This window comes from Cohnella herbarum, from assembly GCF_012849095.1.
In the GTDB taxonomy this organism is placed as follows: Bacteria; Bacillota; Bacilli; order Paenibacillales; family Paenibacillaceae; genus Cohnella; species Cohnella herbarum.
Genome location: NZ_CP051680.1, coordinates 2,411,152 through 2,429,542, shown reverse-complemented (window position 1 = coordinate 2,429,542; position 18,391 = coordinate 2,411,152). Strand labels below are relative to the sequence as shown.

Genomic DNA, 18,391 nt, shown 5'->3' with positions numbered 1-18,391 from the left:
TCATGAATCTTGCGGAAAGATTGAATGAAGACATGAAGCTGGCGATGAAGAGCGGCGAGAAGTTTCGCCTTCAAACCATTCGCATGGTTCGGTCTTCGATCAAAAACCAAGAAATCGAGCTGCGCCGCGCGCTTGACGATAACGAAACGCTTAATGTACTGAGCCGTGAACTCAAGCAGCGACGCGATTCCCTCCAAGACTTCGAAAGAGGCGGACGGGAAGATCTCGTAAGCAATGTCAAAGCAGAAATTGAGATCATCTCTGAATATCTTCCACGACAGCTAACGGAAGAAGAAGTCAAAGCCATTGTTGTACAGACCATGCAAGAAACCGGTGCTTCTTCTAAAGCCGACCTGGGGAAATTGATGGGCGCTTTAATGCCCAAGGTGAAGGGAATTGCGGACGGTAAGCTCGTCAACGCAATCGTCCAACAATCTCTGCAGTAAACTCCGACATGAACGACAGGCACTCCCCTAAGGGGGTGCTTTTTGCTTTATTATCGGGACAGCAAGCAACCACGCTGTTAATGGACAGGCGTATTGAAACGATACTCTTGTCGAATCGTATTAACTACATATCGAATAAAACGCGATAGGAGGAATGAAATTGAGAATATTTCATCCGAACCGCCATCAAATCGTCGACTGGGGAAAGGCATTGAGATTAGCGCTGTTGCTAATGCTATCGGTAATTCCTTTGATCGGCATTGCCCTTGGCAACGCGCGCGCGGCGGAAACGCCTTCCGCCGGAGCGGTATACGTCATTCCGGTGCATCAGACGGTCCAAACCGGGCTTGCGTCCTTTCTGGATCGAGCGCTGGAGGAAGCGGAAGAGGCCAAAGCTTCGTTAGTCGTGCTCGATATTGACACACCCGGAGGACGACTGGACACCGCGGAGGAGATCGGTAAGCGCATTCGTGGCGCTACGGTTCCTACCGTTGCCTACGTCAGCGGTAAAGCCGCGTCTGCCGGCGCATACTTGGCGCTGAACGCGGGGGGCATCGCAATGGCGCCGGGCACGACGATCGGAGCGGCGATGATCGTGGACGGCTCGGGCAACGCGGTCGAGAATCCGAAGCTTGTCTCGTTCTGGAGCGAAGAGATGGCATCCGCCGCGGAATTAAACGGTCGCGATGCGAATATCGCGATCGGAATGGTTGATCCCGATCGGGTAGTCGAGATGAAAGCGATCGGGGAGACGAAACAGAAAGGTCAGATCATCTCCTTAAGCTCCGAGAAAGCTTTAAAGGTCGGCTATGCGGATAAGATAGCTAAGACTCCGGAAGAAGTCATCGCGTGGAAAGGGTTATCCGATCGAACGGTGGTGGATCTCAAGCCTTCGTTCGCGGAAAAAGTATCCACGGCGGTTACGAGTCCGGGAATCGCGACTCTGCTTCTTATTATCGGAATTGCCGGCGTAGCGATCGAACTGCTTGTACCGGGTTTCGGAATACCCGGAATTATCGGTCTTCTCTCGTTCGGACTTTATTTCTTCGGTCAATCGATCGCAGGTTTTGCGGGCATGGAAGCCCTGGTCGTATTCTTGCTTGGAATAGCGCTGCTTGTTCTGGAAGTATTTATTCCAAGCTTCGGCATTCTGGGCATTCTAGGAATCGTAGCGATTATCTTCGGCATTACGATGGGCGCTTACGATACCGGAAACGCGCTTCGCTCATTGGGTATTGCGAGTCTGGTCGCCGCCGTCATCGTTGCCGTGTTCGTGTATGTTTTCCGCAAACGCGGCGTTTGGAATCGATTTATTCTTAGCGAGCAGTTAACGACGGATAAGGGATACGTCCCGCAAGTCTCCCGCGAGAAATGGATCGGACAGGAAGGGGTCGCGACTTCGATGCTTCGCCCTTCGGGCATTGCCGAGATCGAGGGACAGCGGCTGGATGTTATTACTTCCGGGGAGCTAATCGAAAAAGGCAAGTCGATTCGGGTCGTATCGGTAGACGGAACCCGTATTCTCGTGAAGGAGATATAGGCCTGTAGGCCGAATTTATTTAAGAGGCGAGATTATTGCCTGCTAAATGAAATCGTAGCGCACAATAAACTCTTGGAGGTACAAAATGGATAATATGGACGTGCAGTTACTCGTTATTATCGCAGTGGCCGTAGTCGCGGTATCGGTATTCTTGAGCTTTTTCCCCTTTATGTTATGGATCTCGGCACTGGCGTCGGGCGTTAAAATCAGCATAATCACTTTAGTGGCCATGCGGTTGCGTCGCGTCGTGCCTAGTCGAATCGTGAATCCTTTGATCAAGGCGACGAAAGCCGGGCTAGGATTGAACATCAACCAGCTCGAAAGCCATTTCTTGGCCGGAGGCAACGTCGACCGCGTCGTCAATGCGCTTATCGCGGCGCAACGCGCGGATATTCCTCTCGTGTTCGAACGGGCCGCGGCGATTGATCTCGCAGGCCGTGACGTACTCCAAGCGGTACAAATGAGCGTTAACCCGAAAGTCATCGAGACCCCGGTCGTGTCCGCGGTGGCCAAGAACGGCATCGAGGTTAAAGTTAAAGCTCGCGTAACGGTACGCGCAAACATCGACCGCTTAGTCGGGGGCGCCGGAGAAGAAACGATTCTCGCCCGCGTCGCGGAAGGGATCGTCAGCACGAACGGTGCATCCGAGTCGCATAAGGACGTTCTGGAAAATCCGGATCTGATCTCCAAGACCGTGCTTAACAAAGGATTAGATGCGGGAACGGCGTTCGAAATCCTATCGATCGATATCGCGGACGTAGACGTTGGCAAGAACATCGGCGCCCATTTGCAGACGGAACAAGCGGAAGCGGACAAACGGATCGCCCAAGCGAAGGCGGAGGAACGCCGCGCGATGGCCGTTGCCCAGGAGCAAGAAATGAAAGCTCGCGTAGTCGAGATGCAAGCTAAAGTCGTCGAAGCCGAATCCGAGGTGCCGTTAGCGATGGCGGAAGCCTTAAAATCGGGTAAGCTTGGGGTAATGGATTACATGAACTTGAAAAACATCGAAGCCGATACGCAAATGCGCGGCTCCATCGGCAAACAAAATGACTCGCTAGGCGGGAACAATAAGCCCTGATCGCTAGCAAGGAGGGATGAACCGTGGAGGACTTAATCACGCTCCTAACGAACAACTTTCATTTCGTTATCATCGCGATAGGAATAATCTACTCGCTTTTCTTTCGTAAATCCCAGACCGAACGGCCGCGAACTCGGTGGCCGGATGTCGGCGGCGACGGCGAGCAGCGTTCTAGCCGGACAGGGCAGCCGGATTCCCCGGATGATGCCGCCGCCCCAACCCAGACGCGTCCTACGCCTGTGGAAGCCCCTTTTCCCGAGCTGAGACAGACGGTCCGGTCGGATACCCGCAGGGAGCCTTCGGTTGCCGCACAGGCTCCCGTAGCTGCGGCAGCGGAACGCAAAGGTAGCAAAGCGACCTCTCCAGGACTTTCGGGAACGGAACTATCCCGCGCCGTGATGTGGGCGGAAATTCTCGGCCCCCCGAGAGCTCGCCGGCCTTATAGACGCTAGAAACGAAGAAACCTCCTGCTATCGGGAGGTTTTTTTGACGCGACGCAAGCCGGTTATGAGTGTTTCATCGAAAATCATAAAATGTGTACAAAGAAAAAGCTTTTTTTGTCCATTGCAACCGCGATTCGGCGAGGCTACAATAACTGGGGATGTAATTGAGAATAAATATCATTTACAAGAACCGATCCGAAGCTTACTGGAGGAATGTTATCGTGGCGGAGCCATTGGAACTATATGACGTAACCATTATCGGCGGGGGACCTGCGGGCATGTATGCGGCTTTCTATAGCGGGATGCGGGATCTTAAGACAAAGCTGATCGAAGCGAAGGAAGAGTTGGGCGGACGTCTGCTGATTTATCCTGAGAAGATGATATGGGACGTGGGAGGATTCGCGCCGGTTAAGTGCGAGCAGCTAATCGCTCAATTGGCGCAGCAAGCGAGGATCTTCGATCCGACGGTCGTTTTCGGACAACAGATTACAGGGCTTTCGAAACAAGAGGACGGTACGTACGTGCTCGAAGCGGAATCCGGAGAGAAGCACTGGACAAGGACGATTATACTGGCTCTCGGCAGAGGAATCTTGAAAATGGAGAAACTGAACATCGAGGGCGCGGAGCGTTACGAGGTCACGAACCTTCATTACACCGTTCAGGAATTGGAGCCGTTCCGCGGCAAGCGGGTCATCATATCCGGAGGGGGCAATTCCGCGGTCGATTGGGCGAACGAGCTAGAGTCGATAGCGGCTAGCGTAACGGTTATCCATCGGCGGGATTGGTTCGGAGGTCACGAGAAAAACGTGCTCCGGATGAAAAACTCATCCGTACAGGTTCGAACGCTGCACGCCATTACGCAGTTGCATAGCGACGACGGGGAGACGATCGGCAAGGTGACGGTGTCCGACTTAGAAACGGGCGTCACTGAGGTGCTGGAAACGGACGCGATCATCGTGAACCACGGACTGAAGTCGGATTTTACCGGCATTACCGATTGGGGACTCGACATGGACGATTGGAACGTGTTCGCGAACGGCAAGCTGGAAACCAATATTGCGGGGATTTACGCGGCGGGCGATTTTGCCAGCTACGACAGTAAAGTGAACCTGATCGCGGGCGCCTTCTCGGATGCGGTGCTTGCTTTGAACAGCGCGAAGCTTTTCATAGATCCGGAAGCTCCCCGGGTAGCATATGTCTCATCGCACAACGATCGTTTTAAGGAAAAGAATCGAGCGTTAGGATATAAGGACGAGGACGACGAATAGAACGTCCCAATTGAAAGATCGGATCAACGGGAAGCTTCCGGTTGGTCTTTTTTGCGTGCGGCGGAAAATCGGATCTGCGGCTTGACCGCGCATCGCTTCATAAAGAACCCGCTAGGCGCATATGTTTAACGTATAGGAGGGAGGACCGCCCAATGATGCGTGTAAGTCGGAAGCTGCGCAAATGGACCGCAACGATTCTCGACCTGCCGCAGGATGTGGTGCTGGACTTGCCGCGCATCACGATGATCGGGGGCCTTCAGGTTACGGTGGAGAACCACCGTGGAATCCTCCATTTTTCCCCGGATAACCTTCGTCTAGCTATGGATAACGGGATAATGGAAGTAACGGGCCAAGATTTGATTATTCGGAATATCGGGGCAGAGGAAGTATTCGTGGAAGGAAAAATAATGGGCGTTCAGTTGCATGCGAAAGGGAAACCGCCCAACTGAATGCTCGAGCTATTTTAGCATCCAATAGGTCGCCGTCTCGGATTACCGATCGTTGCAGCTCCTTGAGCTTTGATCGTTCGTTGCTCCGATGACGGCGGAACCGTTTTTTAAGTGAACGCATTCGTTCGCTGGCACTAGGACAAGCCCTTATCCGGGAGGAGAGTCAGGATGAAAGGAACATGGGTTGCGACAATGCGCGGTTATGTGTGGATCAAACTCGTCGGGGGAGAAAACGAGGATTTCCTCAACTCGGCTACGAGGGAAAAAATCTCTCTTTGGAATATTTCGTTTAATGCTGCGGGGGAAATGCTATTCGGAGTGTCCGTTCCCGATTTTTTCCGATTGCGGCCATTGTTGCGAAAGAGCGGGAGCCGTATACGGATTCTCTCTCGTCATGGGCTGCCATTTCAGTTGGCGCGGCTTTCGCGAAGAAAGACGTTCGCGGGAGGAATGCTCGCGTTCGTCGTTGCGTTATTCATTCTTTCCACGCTCGTATGGGACGTCCGGGTCGAAGGCAATTCTTCTATCTCCGAGGAAAAAATACGTCAAGCGGCCAAAGCCGAAGGAATCTATCCCTATCAGTGGTCGTTTCGGCTTCAGGATGCCGCGTCTTTGTCGCAACGATTGGCTCTTCACTTGCCCGAAGCGGCTTGGATCGGCGTGGACAAGCGGGGCACGTCCATATCGATCACGGTTATCGATTCGACGAAACCCGAGGTTAAAACGCTGGAGGGGCCGAGACATTTGGTCGCCAAAACGGATGCGGTCATCACCCAGATTATCGCGGAGAACGGGCGTCCGAAAGTTGTGCGCAACGATAGGGTCCGCAAAGGCGATATTCTGATTTCCGGCATTCTGGGAGACGCGAATCATTATAAGACCGTCGCTTCCAAAGGCAAAGTGATGGGTCTTGTCTGGCATGAATATCGTATCGTATCTCCGCTCGTCACGAAATCCAAGAGTCTAACCGGGTTGACCAAAGAACGCACTTATTTGTTGATCGGCAACCGGGCGCTGCAGATCTCGGGTTACGGAGGGCAAACGTTCGACAACTCGCAAACTCGTTCGACCGTCAATCAAGTGCAGCTGTGGAAGCGGCTTATGCCCTTCGGCACGATTAAGGAGCACGAGCAGGAAGTCGTGGAAATCGAGAAGACGCTGACTCCCGAGGAAGCCAAGCAGGCGGGATTGGCGCAGGCTCGCGCGGAATTAATGGCTAAATGGGGGAAAGATACGACCATCAAGGCGGAAAACATTTTGCATGAACATACTGAGAATGGTAAAGTGATGTTAACCGTTCTTTTCGAGGTGGAACAATCCATCGAGGTCGAACGTCCTATAGGATAAGGATCTACCGATTAGGGGGAATGAGTTTTTTTGACGGAACTGAAAGAATATACGACTATCCCGTTACGAAATGCAGCTGAAGGATTGGCGCTGTTCGGCCCGCAGGACAAATTCCTGCGACTAATCGAGAAGGAAACCGTGTCGCTTATCCATTCGAGGGACGCGGAAATTCATATTGAAGGACCCGCGGACGAAGTTCGGTCCTTGCAACAATTATTCGATACGCTTATCCAACTCATTCAAGGCGGGCTGCAGTTAAACGAACGCGACGTTCGCTACGCTTTGGAGTTATCGCGCGAGATGAAGGCGGACGAGCTGCTTACCTTGTTCAAAGGCGAGATCACCGCGACCTTCCGCGGAAAGCCGGTTGTTCCGAAGACGCTCGGTCAGCGGCATTACGTGACGACGATCCGGAAGAAGGACATCGTCTTCGGAATCGGGCCTGCCGGCACGGGCAAGACGTATTTGGCCGTTATGTGCGCGGTCGCCGCGTTGAAGGAAGGCAAGGTCAAGCGCATTCTGCTGACCCGTCCGGCCGTCGAAGCGGGTGAAAGCCTGGGATTCCTGCCCGGCGATCTGCAAGAGAAGGTAGACCCGTATTTGCGTCCTTTGTACGATGCGTTGAACGACGCGCTCGGATTGGAAGGCGTAGCCAAGGCAATGGAACGCGGACAGATCGAAATCGCGCCGCTTGCTTACATGAGGGGCCGAACGTTGGACGATTCCTTCGTTATTCTGGATGAAGCGCAGAACACGACACCCGAGCAGATGAAGATGTTCCTTACGCGATTAGGTTTCGGCTCGCGTATGATCATTACGGGCGACGTGACCCAGATCGACTTGCCGAAAGGGAAAAAATCCGGTTTGATCGAAGCCGAGCGTATTTTGCGCGAGATCGAAGAGATCGGGATGGTATACTTTACGGATCAAGACGTCGTCCGTCACGCCCTTGTACAGAAGATCATTTTAGCCTACAACGCAAACAACGAACAACAATAATCATAGGGAAGGGGAGTGCCGGATGAGTCGGAATAATGGCGGCCAACCTAGCAATCCGCTTACCTTATCTGGGGCAGCGGCAGGATGGAAGCACAGCGCAGCGATGCGCTGGCTCCTGCTCCTGCTTTTTGTATTTTTGTTTTACTTCAGCGTTGCCCCGCGGCTCGTGCCGGAAACTTACGACATTACGTTAAACGGCAAAAGCGACAAAGACATCAAAGCTCCTCGCCAGGAGTTGGACGAGAAGGCGACTTTGAAAGCGCAAGAAGAAGCCGCGGAAACGGTAGGCCCGATCTATTCCATCGTGGCGCTGCGGAATGAAGCGCTGATCAACGAAATTTTCACGAGGATCGAGGAGCTGAATTCCGACGATCAAATTACGGATAACGACAAGGTGGAAATCTTTCGTCGCGTCATCCCGGAACGCGTAGACCAATACATCGCCAATTTCATCGTCGCGAACAAAGGCTCCGAAACGTATTCCGAAGGTTTGTTAACGGAAATGCAGCAAGCGGTGTTCTCCCAGAGGTATGCGATACCCGAGGAAACCTTTTATAAGATTCCTCGGTTGACGCCGGAACAACTGACGGAGATGCGCTCGGTCGGCCGCGACGTCGTTCGCAAGCTTACGGGCGAATCCTTGACGCAAGCGGAAACGGGCCGCACGAAAGTCGCGGAGCTCGTCAACGCGAGCTCGCTTTCGTTGAAGACGGAACGGGAAATCGTGCAAGAGCTTGCGCGCCTCGCTATTCTGCCGAACAAATTTTTCGATAAGAAGGCAACGGAAGACGCCAAGGTCGAAGCGAAGCAGAATACGCCTCCCGTCCTCATTAAGCAAGGGGACATCATCGTTAAATCGGGACAAGTCATTACGGAAAATATCTACGAAAAGCTAGACTCGATGGGGCTGCTTCAAGAGCGAAAAAATTACTTGCCTCAGCTGGGCGTCCTATTGTTTTCGGTAATTTTCACTTTGGCTTTATACGGTTACGGCGAATTGACTTCCGGCGGTTCCGGCGCTCAGCAACGAACGAACGTCCATTGGGTCATGCTGTTGTTGATCTTTGCGTTAAACATACTGTTCATGCATCTAGTTGCGTTGACCCATAGCGCGGATTGGCCATTCGTTGGTTATTTGGCCCCAATCGCGATGGGGAGCATGCTCGTGACGCTTCTGCTCGACTTGCATCTCGGACTGGTCAGCTCTTTCCTATTTACTTTGTTGGCGAGTCTCATTCTGAATGTGGAACAGGAGCATATTTTCGACTTTCACTACGGATTCGTGGCGGCCGTCGTTTCCTTCACTGCCGTTCTGGCGATCCATAGAGCGAGCCAGCGATCGTCCATATTAAAGGCGGGAATCATGGTTAGTCTGTTCGGGTCGGTAGCGGTAATCGCTTTAATGCTCGTCAATCCCGAGCCTAGCCGAATTCAACTCGTCCAATCGGTGATCTTCATGTTCTCGAGCGGACTATTAACCGCCGTGCTTGTCATCGGGTTGATGCCGTTCTTCGAAGTAACGTTCGGAATATTGTCCGCGCTTAAGCTTGTCGAGCTGTCCAATCCGAATCATCCTCTGCTTCGCAAGCTGCTTACGGAGACGCCGGGCACCTATCATCATAGTCTTATGGTCGGCAACTTATCGGAGGCGGCAGCCGAATCCGTCGGGGCCAACGGTCTGTTATGCCGCGTAGGATCTTTCTACCACGACGTGGGCAAGACGAAGAGACCGCTTTATTTTATCGAAAATCAGAACGCATCGGGCAACCCTCACGACAAGCTCGACCCTAAGGTCAGCGCTTCGATCATTATCGCGCATGCGAAGGATGGGGCGGACATGCTTAAGGCGCATAAGCTGCCTAAGCCGATTCGGGATATCGCGGAACAGCACCACGGCTCGACCTTTCTGAAGTATTTTTACTACAAGGCGGTTAAACAAGCTCAGGAACAAGGAGCGGACATCGACTTTACGGAGGACGATTACCGTTATCCGGGGCCTAAAGCGCAGTCGAAGGAAGCGGCCATCGTCGGCATCGCGGATTGCGTGGAAGCGGCCGTTCGATCGTTGAATCATCCTCGCGTGGAACAAATCGAGGAGATGATCGGCAAGATCATTAAGGATCGATTGGACGATAATCAATATAACGAGTGCGACCTGACGTTAAGGGAATTGGATAAGATCGCGGAGACGCTTAAGGAAACGGTAATCGGAATGTTTCATTCCCGCATCGAGTATCCGGACGATAAAGAATTGAAAAAGGCGATGGACGCAAAGGAGAACAAAGAATGACTCTTAGCTTGGAATGGATCGACGAACGCGAAGGCGGAGCCGGTGCGCGGGAAGAGCAATGGATGGATATGTTGGAGAAGCTGCTTCATATCGCGGGGAACAAGGAAGACGTGACCTCCGGGATCGTTACGCTCACGTTGACGGACGATGAAGGGATTAGGGAATTAAATAAACAGTATCGGGGATTGGACAAGCCGACGGACGTGCTCTCGTTCTCTTTGCTTGAAGGCGAGGAGCCGGATATTCAATATAACGGCGAATACGAAGCTTCCGAAGAAGGCGAAGAGGAATGGAAGGACGAAGAGAAAGCCAGCAACCCGTTCTCCGAGCTGCTCGGGGATATCGTGATCTCAGTTCCCAGAGCCGAGGCGCAAGCCGAGGATTACGGACATAGCTTCGAGCGAGAGCTCGGTTTCTTATTCGTGCACGGCTTTCTTCATGTGATCGGTTACGATCACGGGGATGAAGAGCAGGAACGGGAGATGTTCTCCAAGCAGGAGGAAGTATTGAAAGAGGCGGGGCTTCTGCGATGAACGGCTGGCGTTCGCGCGAGATCAGATCGTTCCGCCATGCTTTCGCGGGGATCTACGAAGCGTTGCGGAGTGAACGCCATATGCAATTTCATTTAGGAGCTGCGTTACTCGTCATTGCCCTCGCGGCATGGTTAAGGTTGTCCGCAGGGGATTGGCTATGGTTGCTCGCGGCCATAACCGGCGTATGGGTTGCGGAACTGATCAATACGGCGATCGAAAGAACGGTAGACCGCATTTCCTCGGAGCAGCATCCGCTTGCTAAAGCCGCGAAAGATACCGCTGCAGGCGCAGTGCTTATCGCGGCTCTCTTCGCGGTGGGCGTCGGATTGATCGTGCTTGGCCCGCCCTTGTGGAAGGCTTGTTTTCAATAGTCGGATGATTCGGAGGGAATCATAATGGATATCAGCGGACTTTCTCTAACGATAGAACGATTTATGGAAGAAGCTACGATTGCTCGTTCGCGAGCTTACGTTCCTTATTCCGGCTTTGCGGTCGGCGCTGTGGCGCTTGATGCTCAAGGACGATTGCATCATGGCTGCAACGTGGAGAACGCGGCCTACGGGCCGACGAACTGCGCGGAACGCACGGCGTTATTCCGGGCTATAGCGGACGGCTGCGCGGCAGGCGAATTCCAGGCCGTCGCGGTAATCGGCGAAACGGATCAACCGATCTCGCCTTGCGGAGTATGCCGTCAAGTATTGGCCGAGCTTTGCCAACCGGATATGCCGGTCATTCTAGGTAACCTGTCCGGAGACTACCGGGTGACGACGGTGTCGGAACTGCTTCCGGGAGCATTCACCTCGCGGGACCTGAACAAATGAGATAGATAGCGGAAGTTCACACATGACAAGGAGATTGCAGCATGCAGAAAAAAGGTTTCAAATCAGGGTTCGTGGCCATCGTCGGCCGTCCTAACGCGGGCAAATCGACGCTAATGAACCAAGTGATCGGTCAGAAGATCGCGATCATGTCGGATAAGCCCCAAACGACGCGCAATAAAATTCATGGCGTCTACACGACGGACGACGTTCAAATTGTATTTTTGGATACGCCCGGCATTACGAAACCGAACTCGAAGCTGGGCAATTACATGCTCAAAGCCGCAGAAAGCGCGTTTAACGAAGTGGAAGCGATTCTGTTTCTTACGGACGTTACGGAGCCGATCGGAGGCGGAGACCGCTACATTATCGAGCAGTTGAAGAAAGTGAAAGATACGCCTGTATTTCTCGTGCTCAACAAGATCGATAAGATCCATCCGGAAGAGATGCTTCCGGTCATTGACAAATACAGGAAGTTGATGAATTTTACCGAAGTCGTGCCCGTATCCGCGCTTAACGGAAATAACGTTAACGCGTTGCTCGAGCAAGTGTCCCGTTACCTGCAAGAAGGCCCGATGTATTACCCGGCCGATCAAATTACCGATCATCCCGAGCAATTCGTCTGCGCGGAGTTGATCCGCGAGAAGCTGCTGCAGCTTACGCGGGAGGAGATCCCGCATTCGATCGCGGTGGAGATCGAGAGCATGAGCGTCGCGGATAACGGGCTCGTGAACATCGGAGCGGTCATTTTCGTCGAACGGGATTCGCAGAAGGGGATTATTATCGGCAAAAGCGGCGCGCTGTTGAAGGAAGTCGGCAAGCTGGCCCGAATAGATATGGAAAGACTGCTCGGTTCCAAAATCTTCCTCGAGCTATGGGTGAAGGTGAATAAAGACTGGCGCAATCGCGAATCGATCTTGAAAACGCTCGGATATCGCAACGACTAACGAATAGCCGAAACCGGTCTATCCAACGGTTCGCCGTTGTGCAAAAAGTGTCAAGCATACCGAAGCGGTCCTCGTGACATCCTAATCCTTGAAAGTGCAATCCATTTTCGCCCGGAGAGGATGAGGCGCTGTGCGGGATTTCACGTGGCACGTGTTTACGCAAACCGGCGATATCGAAGCTTATCTGTTGTACAAGGAAGTTCACAATCTCGGCGCTTCCGAACTGGGAGCGAATGCCGGAGATGAAAGCGAAGAGGGCAATGTCGCGGACGAGGAATGAGTGCCGATGTTATATCGGGTCGAAGGACTAGTGATTCGAAGTACCGATTACGGAGAAGGAAATAAGATCATTACCCTGCTTACGCCGACATACGGGAAGCAGGGCGTTGTCGTGCGCGGAGCCAAGAAGCTGAAGAGCCGTTACGGCGCGTTGGCCCAACTGTTTACATACGGGGATTTTTCCTATTATAAATCGGGGACGCTCGGAAACTTGAACAGCGGGGAAATTCTCGAGTCGTTCCATGAACTTCGGGAAGGGCTGGAAGGCCCGGCTTATGCGGCTTACGCGGCGGAACTGACGGATCGGGCAATTAACGATGACGAAGCTGCCGCCTATTTGTTCCATCAATTGAAAGCTTGTCAGACCGCACTCGCGGAAGGCAAGGATCCGCAGATCGTCCTGCGGGCTTACGAGATGAAGATCGTCAACGCCGCGGGATATGCTCCTTTGCTGGACGAATGCGTCAGTTGCGGGAAGTCCCAAGGGCCATTTCGGTTCAGCGCCATCGCCGGCGGCGCGCTGTGTCTTCAATGTCGGCACAGGGATCCTTCGGCTCTAGAGCTGGAAGAGACGGTGTGGAAGTTGCTGCGCGTGTTTTCCGCGTTGGATTTGCGCAGATTGGGGAACATTACGGTCAGGGAAAGCTCCAAACGTCAATTGCAGCTTGCGATGAGAAGATGGATGGATACCCATTTGAATCTCGTCTTGAAGTCTCGCAACTTTCTAGATCAGTGGGAGAAATACGGAGATATGCTTGGCGAGCGGATGAAACGCCCCGAGCCTTCTGCAAAACCCGAAGAGGCCGGAGACGGAACGGTTTGACAGTCCGCTCACCGGTAGTTTAGAATGACATCATAATCGATATTGTCTCTGCGAAGGAGAAAAGTAGTCGAATACCGTTAGCAACGCAGCGAGCCGGGGACAGTGCAAGCCCGGAGGCGACGGATCGGCGAAGGGCGCTCTGGAGGGACTCCGAACGAATGAGGAGGGTTGATCTCGGGCGATCAGGCGCTTATGCCGACGTCGGAGGAAGACCAAGTAGGGTGGAACCGCGGGTATAGCTCCCGTCCCTATGTCTGCAATGGCAGACGTGGGATGGGGGCTTTTTATTATGGGCGGCAACGCCGAAGGAGCGAATAACGAGTGAATTTTCAACAAATGACGTTAACGCTGCAGCAGTTTTGGGCTGAGCAGAATTGTATCGTCGTACAACCGTACGACACGGAGAAGGGCGCGGGGACGATGAACCCGATGACTTTCCTGCGGGCGATCGGACCGGAGCCTTGGAACGTCGCGTACGTGGAGCCTTCCAGGCGGCCGGCGGATGGCCGTTACGGAGAAAATCCGAACAGGCTCTATCAGCATCACCAATTCCAAGTGATCATGAAACCTTCGCCGGACAACATTCAGGAGCTCTATCTCGAAAGTTTGAAGAAGCTCGGGTTGGATCCGCTCCATCACGACATTCGTTTCGTCGAGGATAATTGGGAGTCTCCTACGCTGGGCGCATGGGGTCTTGGTTGGGAAGTATGGCTCGACGGCATGGAGGTCACGCAATTTACTTATTTCCAACAGGTAGGCGGGATCGATTGTCACCCCGTAGCCGTGGAAATTACGTACGGCATGGAAAGGTTGGCTTCCTACATTCAGAACAAAGAAAACGTATTTGATCTTGAATGGGTTAGCGGCGTAACTTACGGCGACGTATTCAAGCAACCCGAGTACGAGCACTCCAAATATACGTTCGAAGTGTCGGATACGGCCATGCTGTTCCAATTGTTCTCGACTTACGAGAGCGAGGCGAAGCGGGCGATGGACGTTAATCTCGTATTCCCCGCTTACGACTATGTGCTGAAATGCTCCCACGCGTTTAACTTGTTGGATGCCAGGGGAGCGATCAGCGTAACGGAACGCACGGGGTACATTACGCGGGTTCGGAATTTGGCCAGACAGGTCGGAGCCACGTACTTGCAAGAACGGGAACGGCTGGAATTCCCGTTGCTGAAGAAAGGAGCGGTGAACAATGGCTAGAGATCTGCTGTTAGAAATCGGATTGGAAGAAGTGCCTGCCCGTTTCGTGCGCGGCGCTATGGAACAGCTTAAAGAGAAGACGGAGAAGTGGCTGTCGGACAGCCGCCTTGAATACAGCGAAGTTATCGCTTACGCGACGCCGAGAAGATTGGCGGTCCATATCGTCGCTCTCGCCGATAAGCAAGCGGACGTCACCGAAGAGGTTAAAGGGCCTTCGCGCAAAATCGCTTACGATGAGAACGGGGCTCTCAGCAAACCCGCGCAGGGGTTCGCCAGAAGCCAAGGCGTCGAACTGGACACCTTGTTCATTCGCGAATTGGCGGGCGTCGAGTATCTTTATGCCAAGAAGAGCAGCTTAGGAGTGGAAACGGCTTCGCTGTTGCCAGAAGCGCTTCCTGCTCTGGTGACTTCCCTTACGTTCCCGAAAAATATGCGTTGGGGGAATTACGAGCTTAAGTACGTCCGACCGATCCGTTGGTTGGTCGCGTTGCACGGGACCGATGTCGTTCCGTTCGAGATTACCGGCGTCGCGTCAGGTAACGTTTCGCGGGGTCATCGTTTTCTCGGCGCCGAAACCGTCGTCGAAGAGCCTCGTTTATATACGGAGAAGTTGCTTGCCCAACAGGTTATCGTAGACGTAGAACAACGTCGGAAGGCGATCGTTGAAGGAATTCAAGCCTTGTCCGCGGAACGGGGCTGGAATATCGCGGTGAAAGAAGACCTGCTGGAAGAGGTACTCTTCTTGGTCGAAACGCCGACGGTGCTTGCCGGATCCTTCGATCCGTCGTTCCTGCAGATCCCGCAGGAAGTACTGATCACGTCCATGCGCGAGCATCAGCGTTATTTCCCGGTTTTCGACGGCGAAGGCCGCTTGCTTCCGCATTTCGTTACGGTTCGCAACGGCGACTCTTTATCGCTGGACGTCGTTTCCAAAGGAAACGAGAAGGTGCTGCGCGCGCGTCTGTCCGATGCGAAATTTTTCTACGAAGAAGACAAAAAGCTGGTCATCGAGGACGCCTTGGCCAAGCTTGAAAATATCGTGTACCACGAGGAGCTCGGCACCGTGGCGGACAAAGTTCGCCGCGTAAGAATCGTAGCCGATCGGATCGCCCAACATTTGCGCTTAGACAAGGACGACCTCGCCGACGTCAGCCGTACGGCCGATATTTGCAAATTCGACCTTGTGTCCCAGATGGTGTACGAATTCCCCGAGCTTCAAGGCATCATGGGCGAAGACTACGCGCGTAAAGCCGGCGAGCGGGAAGCCGTAGCTAAAGCGATCAATGAGCACTATTCGCCAAGAAACGCGGGAGATCGTCCGGCGGCATCGCTAATCGGAGCCATCGTCGGAATCGCCGACAAGTTGGACACGATCGCGGGATGTTTCTCGATCGGCATCATTCCGACGGGATCGCAAGATCCGTACGCGCTTCGCCGGCAAGCCGCCGGTATCGTAAATACGCTGCTGGCGCACGAGTTGGAGATTTCGCTGGCCGAACTGTTCCAGATCGCTCTGGACGTTCAAGCGGCCAGAGGGTTGAAGCGCGAAGCTTACGATATCGGTAAGGATATGCACGAATTTTTCGCGTTGCGGATCAAGAACGTATTGTCCGAACAAGAGATTCGATACGACGTCGTGGACGCGGTGCTTGGGGCCGGGGTTAGAGACGTTCGTCGGGTTTTACTTCGCGCCCGCGCTTTGCAAGAGGTCAACTCGGATAGCGGCAAAGCGGAGTTCCGTCCTGCCGTCGAAGCGTTTAATCGGGTTTGCAACTTAGCGGCCAAAGCGGACTCGAAGCAGGTGGACGCGAACTTATTCGCTGACGCGGCCGAGAGCAAGCTATACGAAGCTTGGCAGCAAGCGCATGGCCGGTACATCGGCGCAAGCGCGGAAGCGAACATGGCGGAAGCTTTATCCGCGCTCTCTTCCTTGAGCGGTCCGGTGACGACCTTCTTCGAAGCGGTCATGGTCATGGCGGAAGACGAGGCGTTACGGCGCAATCGCTTGGCCATCCTTGCGTTAGTGGCGGACGATGTTAAACAATTCGCCGATTTCTCGAAGTTGACGGGTTGATTATTCGAGAGGAAGGAGCTGGCCCAATGTCGCAAGCAAGCGTAATCGTATACGTCGTATCCGACTCCGCGGGGGACACCGGAGAGCTTGCGGTACGCGCTGCCGCCGCTCAGTTCCATCCTTTGTCCGTGAACATCCGCCGAGCGGCGTTCATTCAAACGAGGGACGGCATAGATTCTGTTCTCACGGCGGCCCAAGAAGATAATAGCATCGTACTCTTTACGCTAGTCATCCCGTTTCTGCGCGAGTACATGGTCGCGCAAGCGGCGAAGATGAAAGTAAAGGCGGTCGATTTGTTGGGACCGTTAATCGATAATCTTGAGCATGCGCTCGGTCATGAGTCCCGGCATGAACCCGGGTTGAACCACTTGCTGAACGCCGACTATTTCCGCAAGGTAGAAGCGGTGGAATTCGCCGTTCGTTATGACGATGCCAGGGACGTTACCGGAATTCTCAAAGCCGATATTATTCTCGTCGGCGTTTCGCGAACGTCCAAAACGCCTTTATCCATGGTGCTTGCGCACAAAACGTATAAGGTCGCTAACGTGCCTTTGATTCCGGAACTGGTTCCTCCAAGGGAACTCTATCTGGCTTCGCCGAGCAAAGTGGTCGGGCTAACGATCAATCCGGATGCGTTAAACGCGATTCGCAAGGAACGCCTGAAAGCATTAGGGCTGCCAGATTCGGCGCCTTATGCGACTCCTGAGCGAATTCTCAAAGAGCTGGATCACGCAAGGCAAGTGATGGAGAAGATCGGTTGCATCGTCATCGACGTTTCGAATAAAGCGGTGGAGGAAACGGCCAGCCTTATTTTGGAGCATTTGCAGAGATAGCGATTGCCTTGTCTTAAGTTAGGAAACGGAAGAGAACCGCGAGGTTCTCTTTTGATTGTTAATGAGCCGGGAATTGTGATGACGAACCGGGTTTAAATCAAATCGAAAGAGACGATGATAAGAAACATATAGTTCTATGTACGCAGAATTAATAAGCTTATATTTCCTTCTTATTTAGGATGTAAATATACGTCCATAGGACTTTTCGATCTATTACTATCATTTATGAGCATTTTGTGAACGAATTGAAAGGGATATAGGACAACGAAGCGAATATAGTGTATTCTGATAAACAAACTATTTGTCGAAAAATGTTGTTTTATGCGATATTGTGTCGATGCTGTAACTAACAATCTCTTGGTTGCGTATAGTTATTAGCGGATGATGAAATGACAAGCCTTATTTCGATTAATGACGAAGTTTCAAAAGGAAACAATTGGGGAACATAAAATTTGATGAGGGTAAGGCAGGATTTTGAATCCCGTTAGCGTATATATTAATACGGCAAACTTTGGGTGAATCGTGTGGTGATGTCGATGCTTGTTCCCCGTCTTAGGGTTGTGGTGGATGGCGATGCTTGTCCGGTAAAGTCGGAAATTGCCAGAACGGTCAGACAATGCGGAGCGACGGCATTGCTTGTATCGAGTCACGCGCATGTACTAGTCGCTGAGCCGTCCGTTGAAGTCGTGACTGTCGATGCCAGCGATCAAGCCGCGGATCTCTATATCGCCAACGTTCTGAGGAAGAGCGATATTCTCGTTACGGGCGATTATGGATTAGCCGCACTGGGACTTGCAAGGGGATCCGCCGTGTTAACGCCTAGAGGCAAAGAAATTCGGGAATCGGACATCGAAGGCTTGCTGGAACAGCGTCATTTCTCAGCGCGCATGCGCCGGGGAGGCATGCGGACGAAGGGACCGAGAGCGTTTACGGACGAGGATCGCGACCGGTTTCAACAAAAACTGACAACTCTATTGCAGGGGTTGCAGGAAAATCCCGACCTATAGCGAATTGT

Annotated in this window: 19 protein-coding genes; all 19 read left to right on the top strand. The window is 53.0% G+C overall.

Annotation, left to right across the window (positions count from 1 at the left end; translation table 11 throughout):
- The first annotated feature begins 2 nt into the window (after window positions 1-2).
- Window positions 3-446, top strand: coding sequence for a GatB/YqeY domain-containing protein (locus HH215_RS10995; RefSeq protein WP_169279941.1), 444 nt, complete (start codon window positions 3-5; stop codon window positions 444-446).
- A 232-nt stretch (window positions 447-678) separates the two neighbouring features.
- Complete coding sequence (locus HH215_RS10990) at window positions 679-1,986, top strand: NfeD family protein (protein ID WP_254450566.1); 1,308 nt, start codon at window positions 679-681, stop codon at window positions 1,984-1,986.
- Window positions 1,987-2,080: 94 nt separating this feature from the next.
- Window positions 2,081-3,064, top strand: a complete 984-nt coding sequence (floA, locus tag HH215_RS10985; RefSeq protein ID WP_310735613.1) for a flotillin-like protein FloA — start codon at window positions 2,081-2,083, stop codon at window positions 3,062-3,064.
- A gap of 23 nt (window positions 3,065-3,087) precedes the next feature.
- Window positions 3,088-3,516: a YqfB family membrane protein gene (locus tag HH215_RS10980; RefSeq protein ID WP_169279938.1), complete on the top strand. Its 429-nt coding sequence runs from the start codon at window positions 3,088-3,090 to the stop codon at window positions 3,514-3,516.
- Window positions 3,517-3,728: 212 nt separating this feature from the next.
- Entirely contained in the window at window positions 3,729-4,775 is a 1,047-nt protein-coding gene (locus HH215_RS10975) for an NAD(P)/FAD-dependent oxidoreductase (protein ID WP_169279937.1), read from the top strand.
- Between the two features lie 152 nt (window positions 4,776-4,927).
- Window positions 4,928-5,224: a sporulation protein YqfC gene (gene yqfC / locus HH215_RS10970; protein WP_169279936.1), complete on the top strand. Its 297-nt coding sequence runs from the start codon at window positions 4,928-4,930 to the stop codon at window positions 5,222-5,224.
- Between the two features lie 168 nt (window positions 5,225-5,392).
- Complete coding sequence (yqfD, locus tag HH215_RS10965; RefSeq protein WP_169279935.1) at window positions 5,393-6,571, top strand: sporulation protein YqfD; 1,179 nt, start codon at window positions 5,393-5,395, stop codon at window positions 6,569-6,571.
- 30 nt (window positions 6,572-6,601) lie between these two features.
- Window positions 6,602-7,570, top strand: coding sequence for a PhoH family protein (locus HH215_RS10960; protein ID WP_169279934.1), 969 nt, complete (start codon window positions 6,602-6,604; stop codon window positions 7,568-7,570).
- Between the two features lie 22 nt (window positions 7,571-7,592).
- Window positions 7,593-9,860, top strand: a complete 2,268-nt coding sequence (locus tag HH215_RS10955) for an HD family phosphohydrolase (protein WP_169279933.1) — start codon at window positions 7,593-7,595, stop codon at window positions 9,858-9,860.
- The gene (gene ybeY, locus HH215_RS10950; RefSeq protein WP_169279932.1) at window positions 9,857-10,393 is read left to right on the top strand and encodes an rRNA maturation RNase YbeY; all 537 of its coding nucleotides are present in this window, start codon (window positions 9,857-9,859) and stop codon (window positions 10,391-10,393) included. The genes HH215_RS10955 and ybeY overlap by 4 nt, the downstream gene beginning before the upstream one ends.
- Window positions 10,390-10,764 (top strand): diacylglycerol kinase family protein, encoded by a 375-nt coding sequence (locus tag HH215_RS10945; RefSeq protein WP_169279931.1) that lies wholly within the window; start codon window positions 10,390-10,392, stop codon window positions 10,762-10,764. Before ybeY ends, HH215_RS10945 begins: the two co-directional genes overlap by 4 nt.
- A gap of 24 nt (window positions 10,765-10,788) precedes the next feature.
- Window positions 10,789-11,214, top strand: a complete 426-nt coding sequence (locus tag HH215_RS10940) for a cytidine deaminase (protein WP_169279930.1) — start codon at window positions 10,789-10,791, stop codon at window positions 11,212-11,214.
- Window positions 11,215-11,255: 41 nt separating this feature from the next.
- Window positions 11,256-12,158 carry a GTPase Era gene (gene era, locus HH215_RS10935; protein WP_169279929.1) on the top strand — a complete coding sequence of 301 codons (903 nt, stop codon included), beginning with the start codon at window positions 11,256-11,258 and terminating at the stop codon, window positions 12,156-12,158.
- A 130-nt stretch (window positions 12,159-12,288) separates the two neighbouring features.
- Entirely contained in the window at window positions 12,289-12,438 is a 150-nt protein-coding gene (locus HH215_RS10930; protein ID WP_169279928.1) for a YqzL family protein, read from the top strand.
- Between the two features lie 6 nt (window positions 12,439-12,444).
- Window positions 12,445-13,260: a DNA repair protein RecO gene (recO, locus tag HH215_RS10925; RefSeq protein WP_169279927.1), complete on the top strand. Its 816-nt coding sequence runs from the start codon at window positions 12,445-12,447 to the stop codon at window positions 13,258-13,260.
- A gap of 321 nt (window positions 13,261-13,581) precedes the next feature.
- Window positions 13,582-14,469 (top strand): glycine--tRNA ligase subunit alpha, encoded by an 888-nt coding sequence (glyQ, locus tag HH215_RS10920; protein ID WP_169279926.1) that lies wholly within the window; start codon window positions 13,582-13,584, stop codon window positions 14,467-14,469.
- On the top strand, window positions 14,462-16,543 hold the full coding sequence (gene glyS, locus HH215_RS10915; protein WP_169279925.1) for a glycine--tRNA ligase subunit beta: 2,082 nt from the start codon (window positions 14,462-14,464) through the stop codon (window positions 16,541-16,543). Before glyQ ends, glyS begins: the two co-directional genes overlap by 8 nt.
- Before the next feature lie 26 nt (window positions 16,544-16,569).
- Window positions 16,570-17,376 carry a pyruvate, water dikinase regulatory protein gene (locus tag HH215_RS10910; protein ID WP_169279924.1) on the top strand — a complete coding sequence of 269 codons (807 nt, stop codon included), beginning with the start codon at window positions 16,570-16,572 and terminating at the stop codon, window positions 17,374-17,376.
- A gap of 536 nt (window positions 17,377-17,912) precedes the next feature.
- Window positions 17,913-18,383 carry a YaiI/YqxD family protein gene (locus HH215_RS10905; protein WP_169284335.1) on the top strand — a complete coding sequence of 157 codons (471 nt, stop codon included), beginning with the start codon at window positions 17,913-17,915 and terminating at the stop codon, window positions 18,381-18,383.
- The last annotated feature ends 8 nt before the right edge of the window (window positions 18,384-18,391 follow it).

Excerpts from the sequence above, each read along its gene's own strand:
- HH215_RS10995 (WP_169279941.1), top strand. The coding sequence starts at position 3 with ATGAATCTTGCGGAAAGATTGAATGAAGACATGAAGCTGGCGATGAAG.
- HH215_RS10990 (WP_254450566.1), top strand. The coding sequence starts at position 679 with ATGCTATCGGTAATTCCTTTGATCGGCATTGCCCTTGGCAACGCGCGC.
- floA (WP_310735613.1), top strand. The coding sequence starts at position 2,081 with ATGGACGTGCAGTTACTCGTTATTATCGCAGTGGCCGTAGTCGCGGTA.
- yqfC (WP_169279936.1), top strand. The coding sequence starts at position 4,928 with ATGATGCGTGTAAGTCGGAAGCTGCGCAAATGGACCGCAACGATTCTC.
- yqfD (WP_169279935.1), top strand. The coding sequence starts at position 5,393 with ATGAAAGGAACATGGGTTGCGACAATGCGCGGTTATGTGTGGATCAAA.
- HH215_RS10955 (WP_169279933.1), top strand. The coding sequence starts at position 7,593 with ATGAGTCGGAATAATGGCGGCCAACCTAGCAATCCGCTTACCTTATCT.
- ybeY (WP_169279932.1), top strand. The coding sequence starts at position 9,857 with ATGACTCTTAGCTTGGAATGGATCGACGAACGCGAAGGCGGAGCCGGT.
- HH215_RS10945 (WP_169279931.1), top strand. The coding sequence starts at position 10,390 with ATGAACGGCTGGCGTTCGCGCGAGATCAGATCGTTCCGCCATGCTTTC.
- HH215_RS10940 (WP_169279930.1), top strand. The coding sequence starts at position 10,789 with ATGGATATCAGCGGACTTTCTCTAACGATAGAACGATTTATGGAAGAA.
- era (WP_169279929.1), top strand. The coding sequence starts at position 11,256 with ATGCAGAAAAAAGGTTTCAAATCAGGGTTCGTGGCCATCGTCGGCCGT.
- recO (WP_169279927.1), top strand. The coding sequence starts at position 12,445 with ATGTTATATCGGGTCGAAGGACTAGTGATTCGAAGTACCGATTACGGA.
- glyS (WP_169279925.1), top strand. The coding sequence starts at position 14,462 with ATGGCTAGAGATCTGCTGTTAGAAATCGGATTGGAAGAAGTGCCTGCC.
- HH215_RS10910 (WP_169279924.1), top strand. The coding sequence starts at position 16,570 with ATGTCGCAAGCAAGCGTAATCGTATACGTCGTATCCGACTCCGCGGGG.
- HH215_RS10905 (WP_169284335.1), top strand. The coding sequence starts at position 17,913 with ATGCTTGTTCCCCGTCTTAGGGTTGTGGTGGATGGCGATGCTTGTCCG.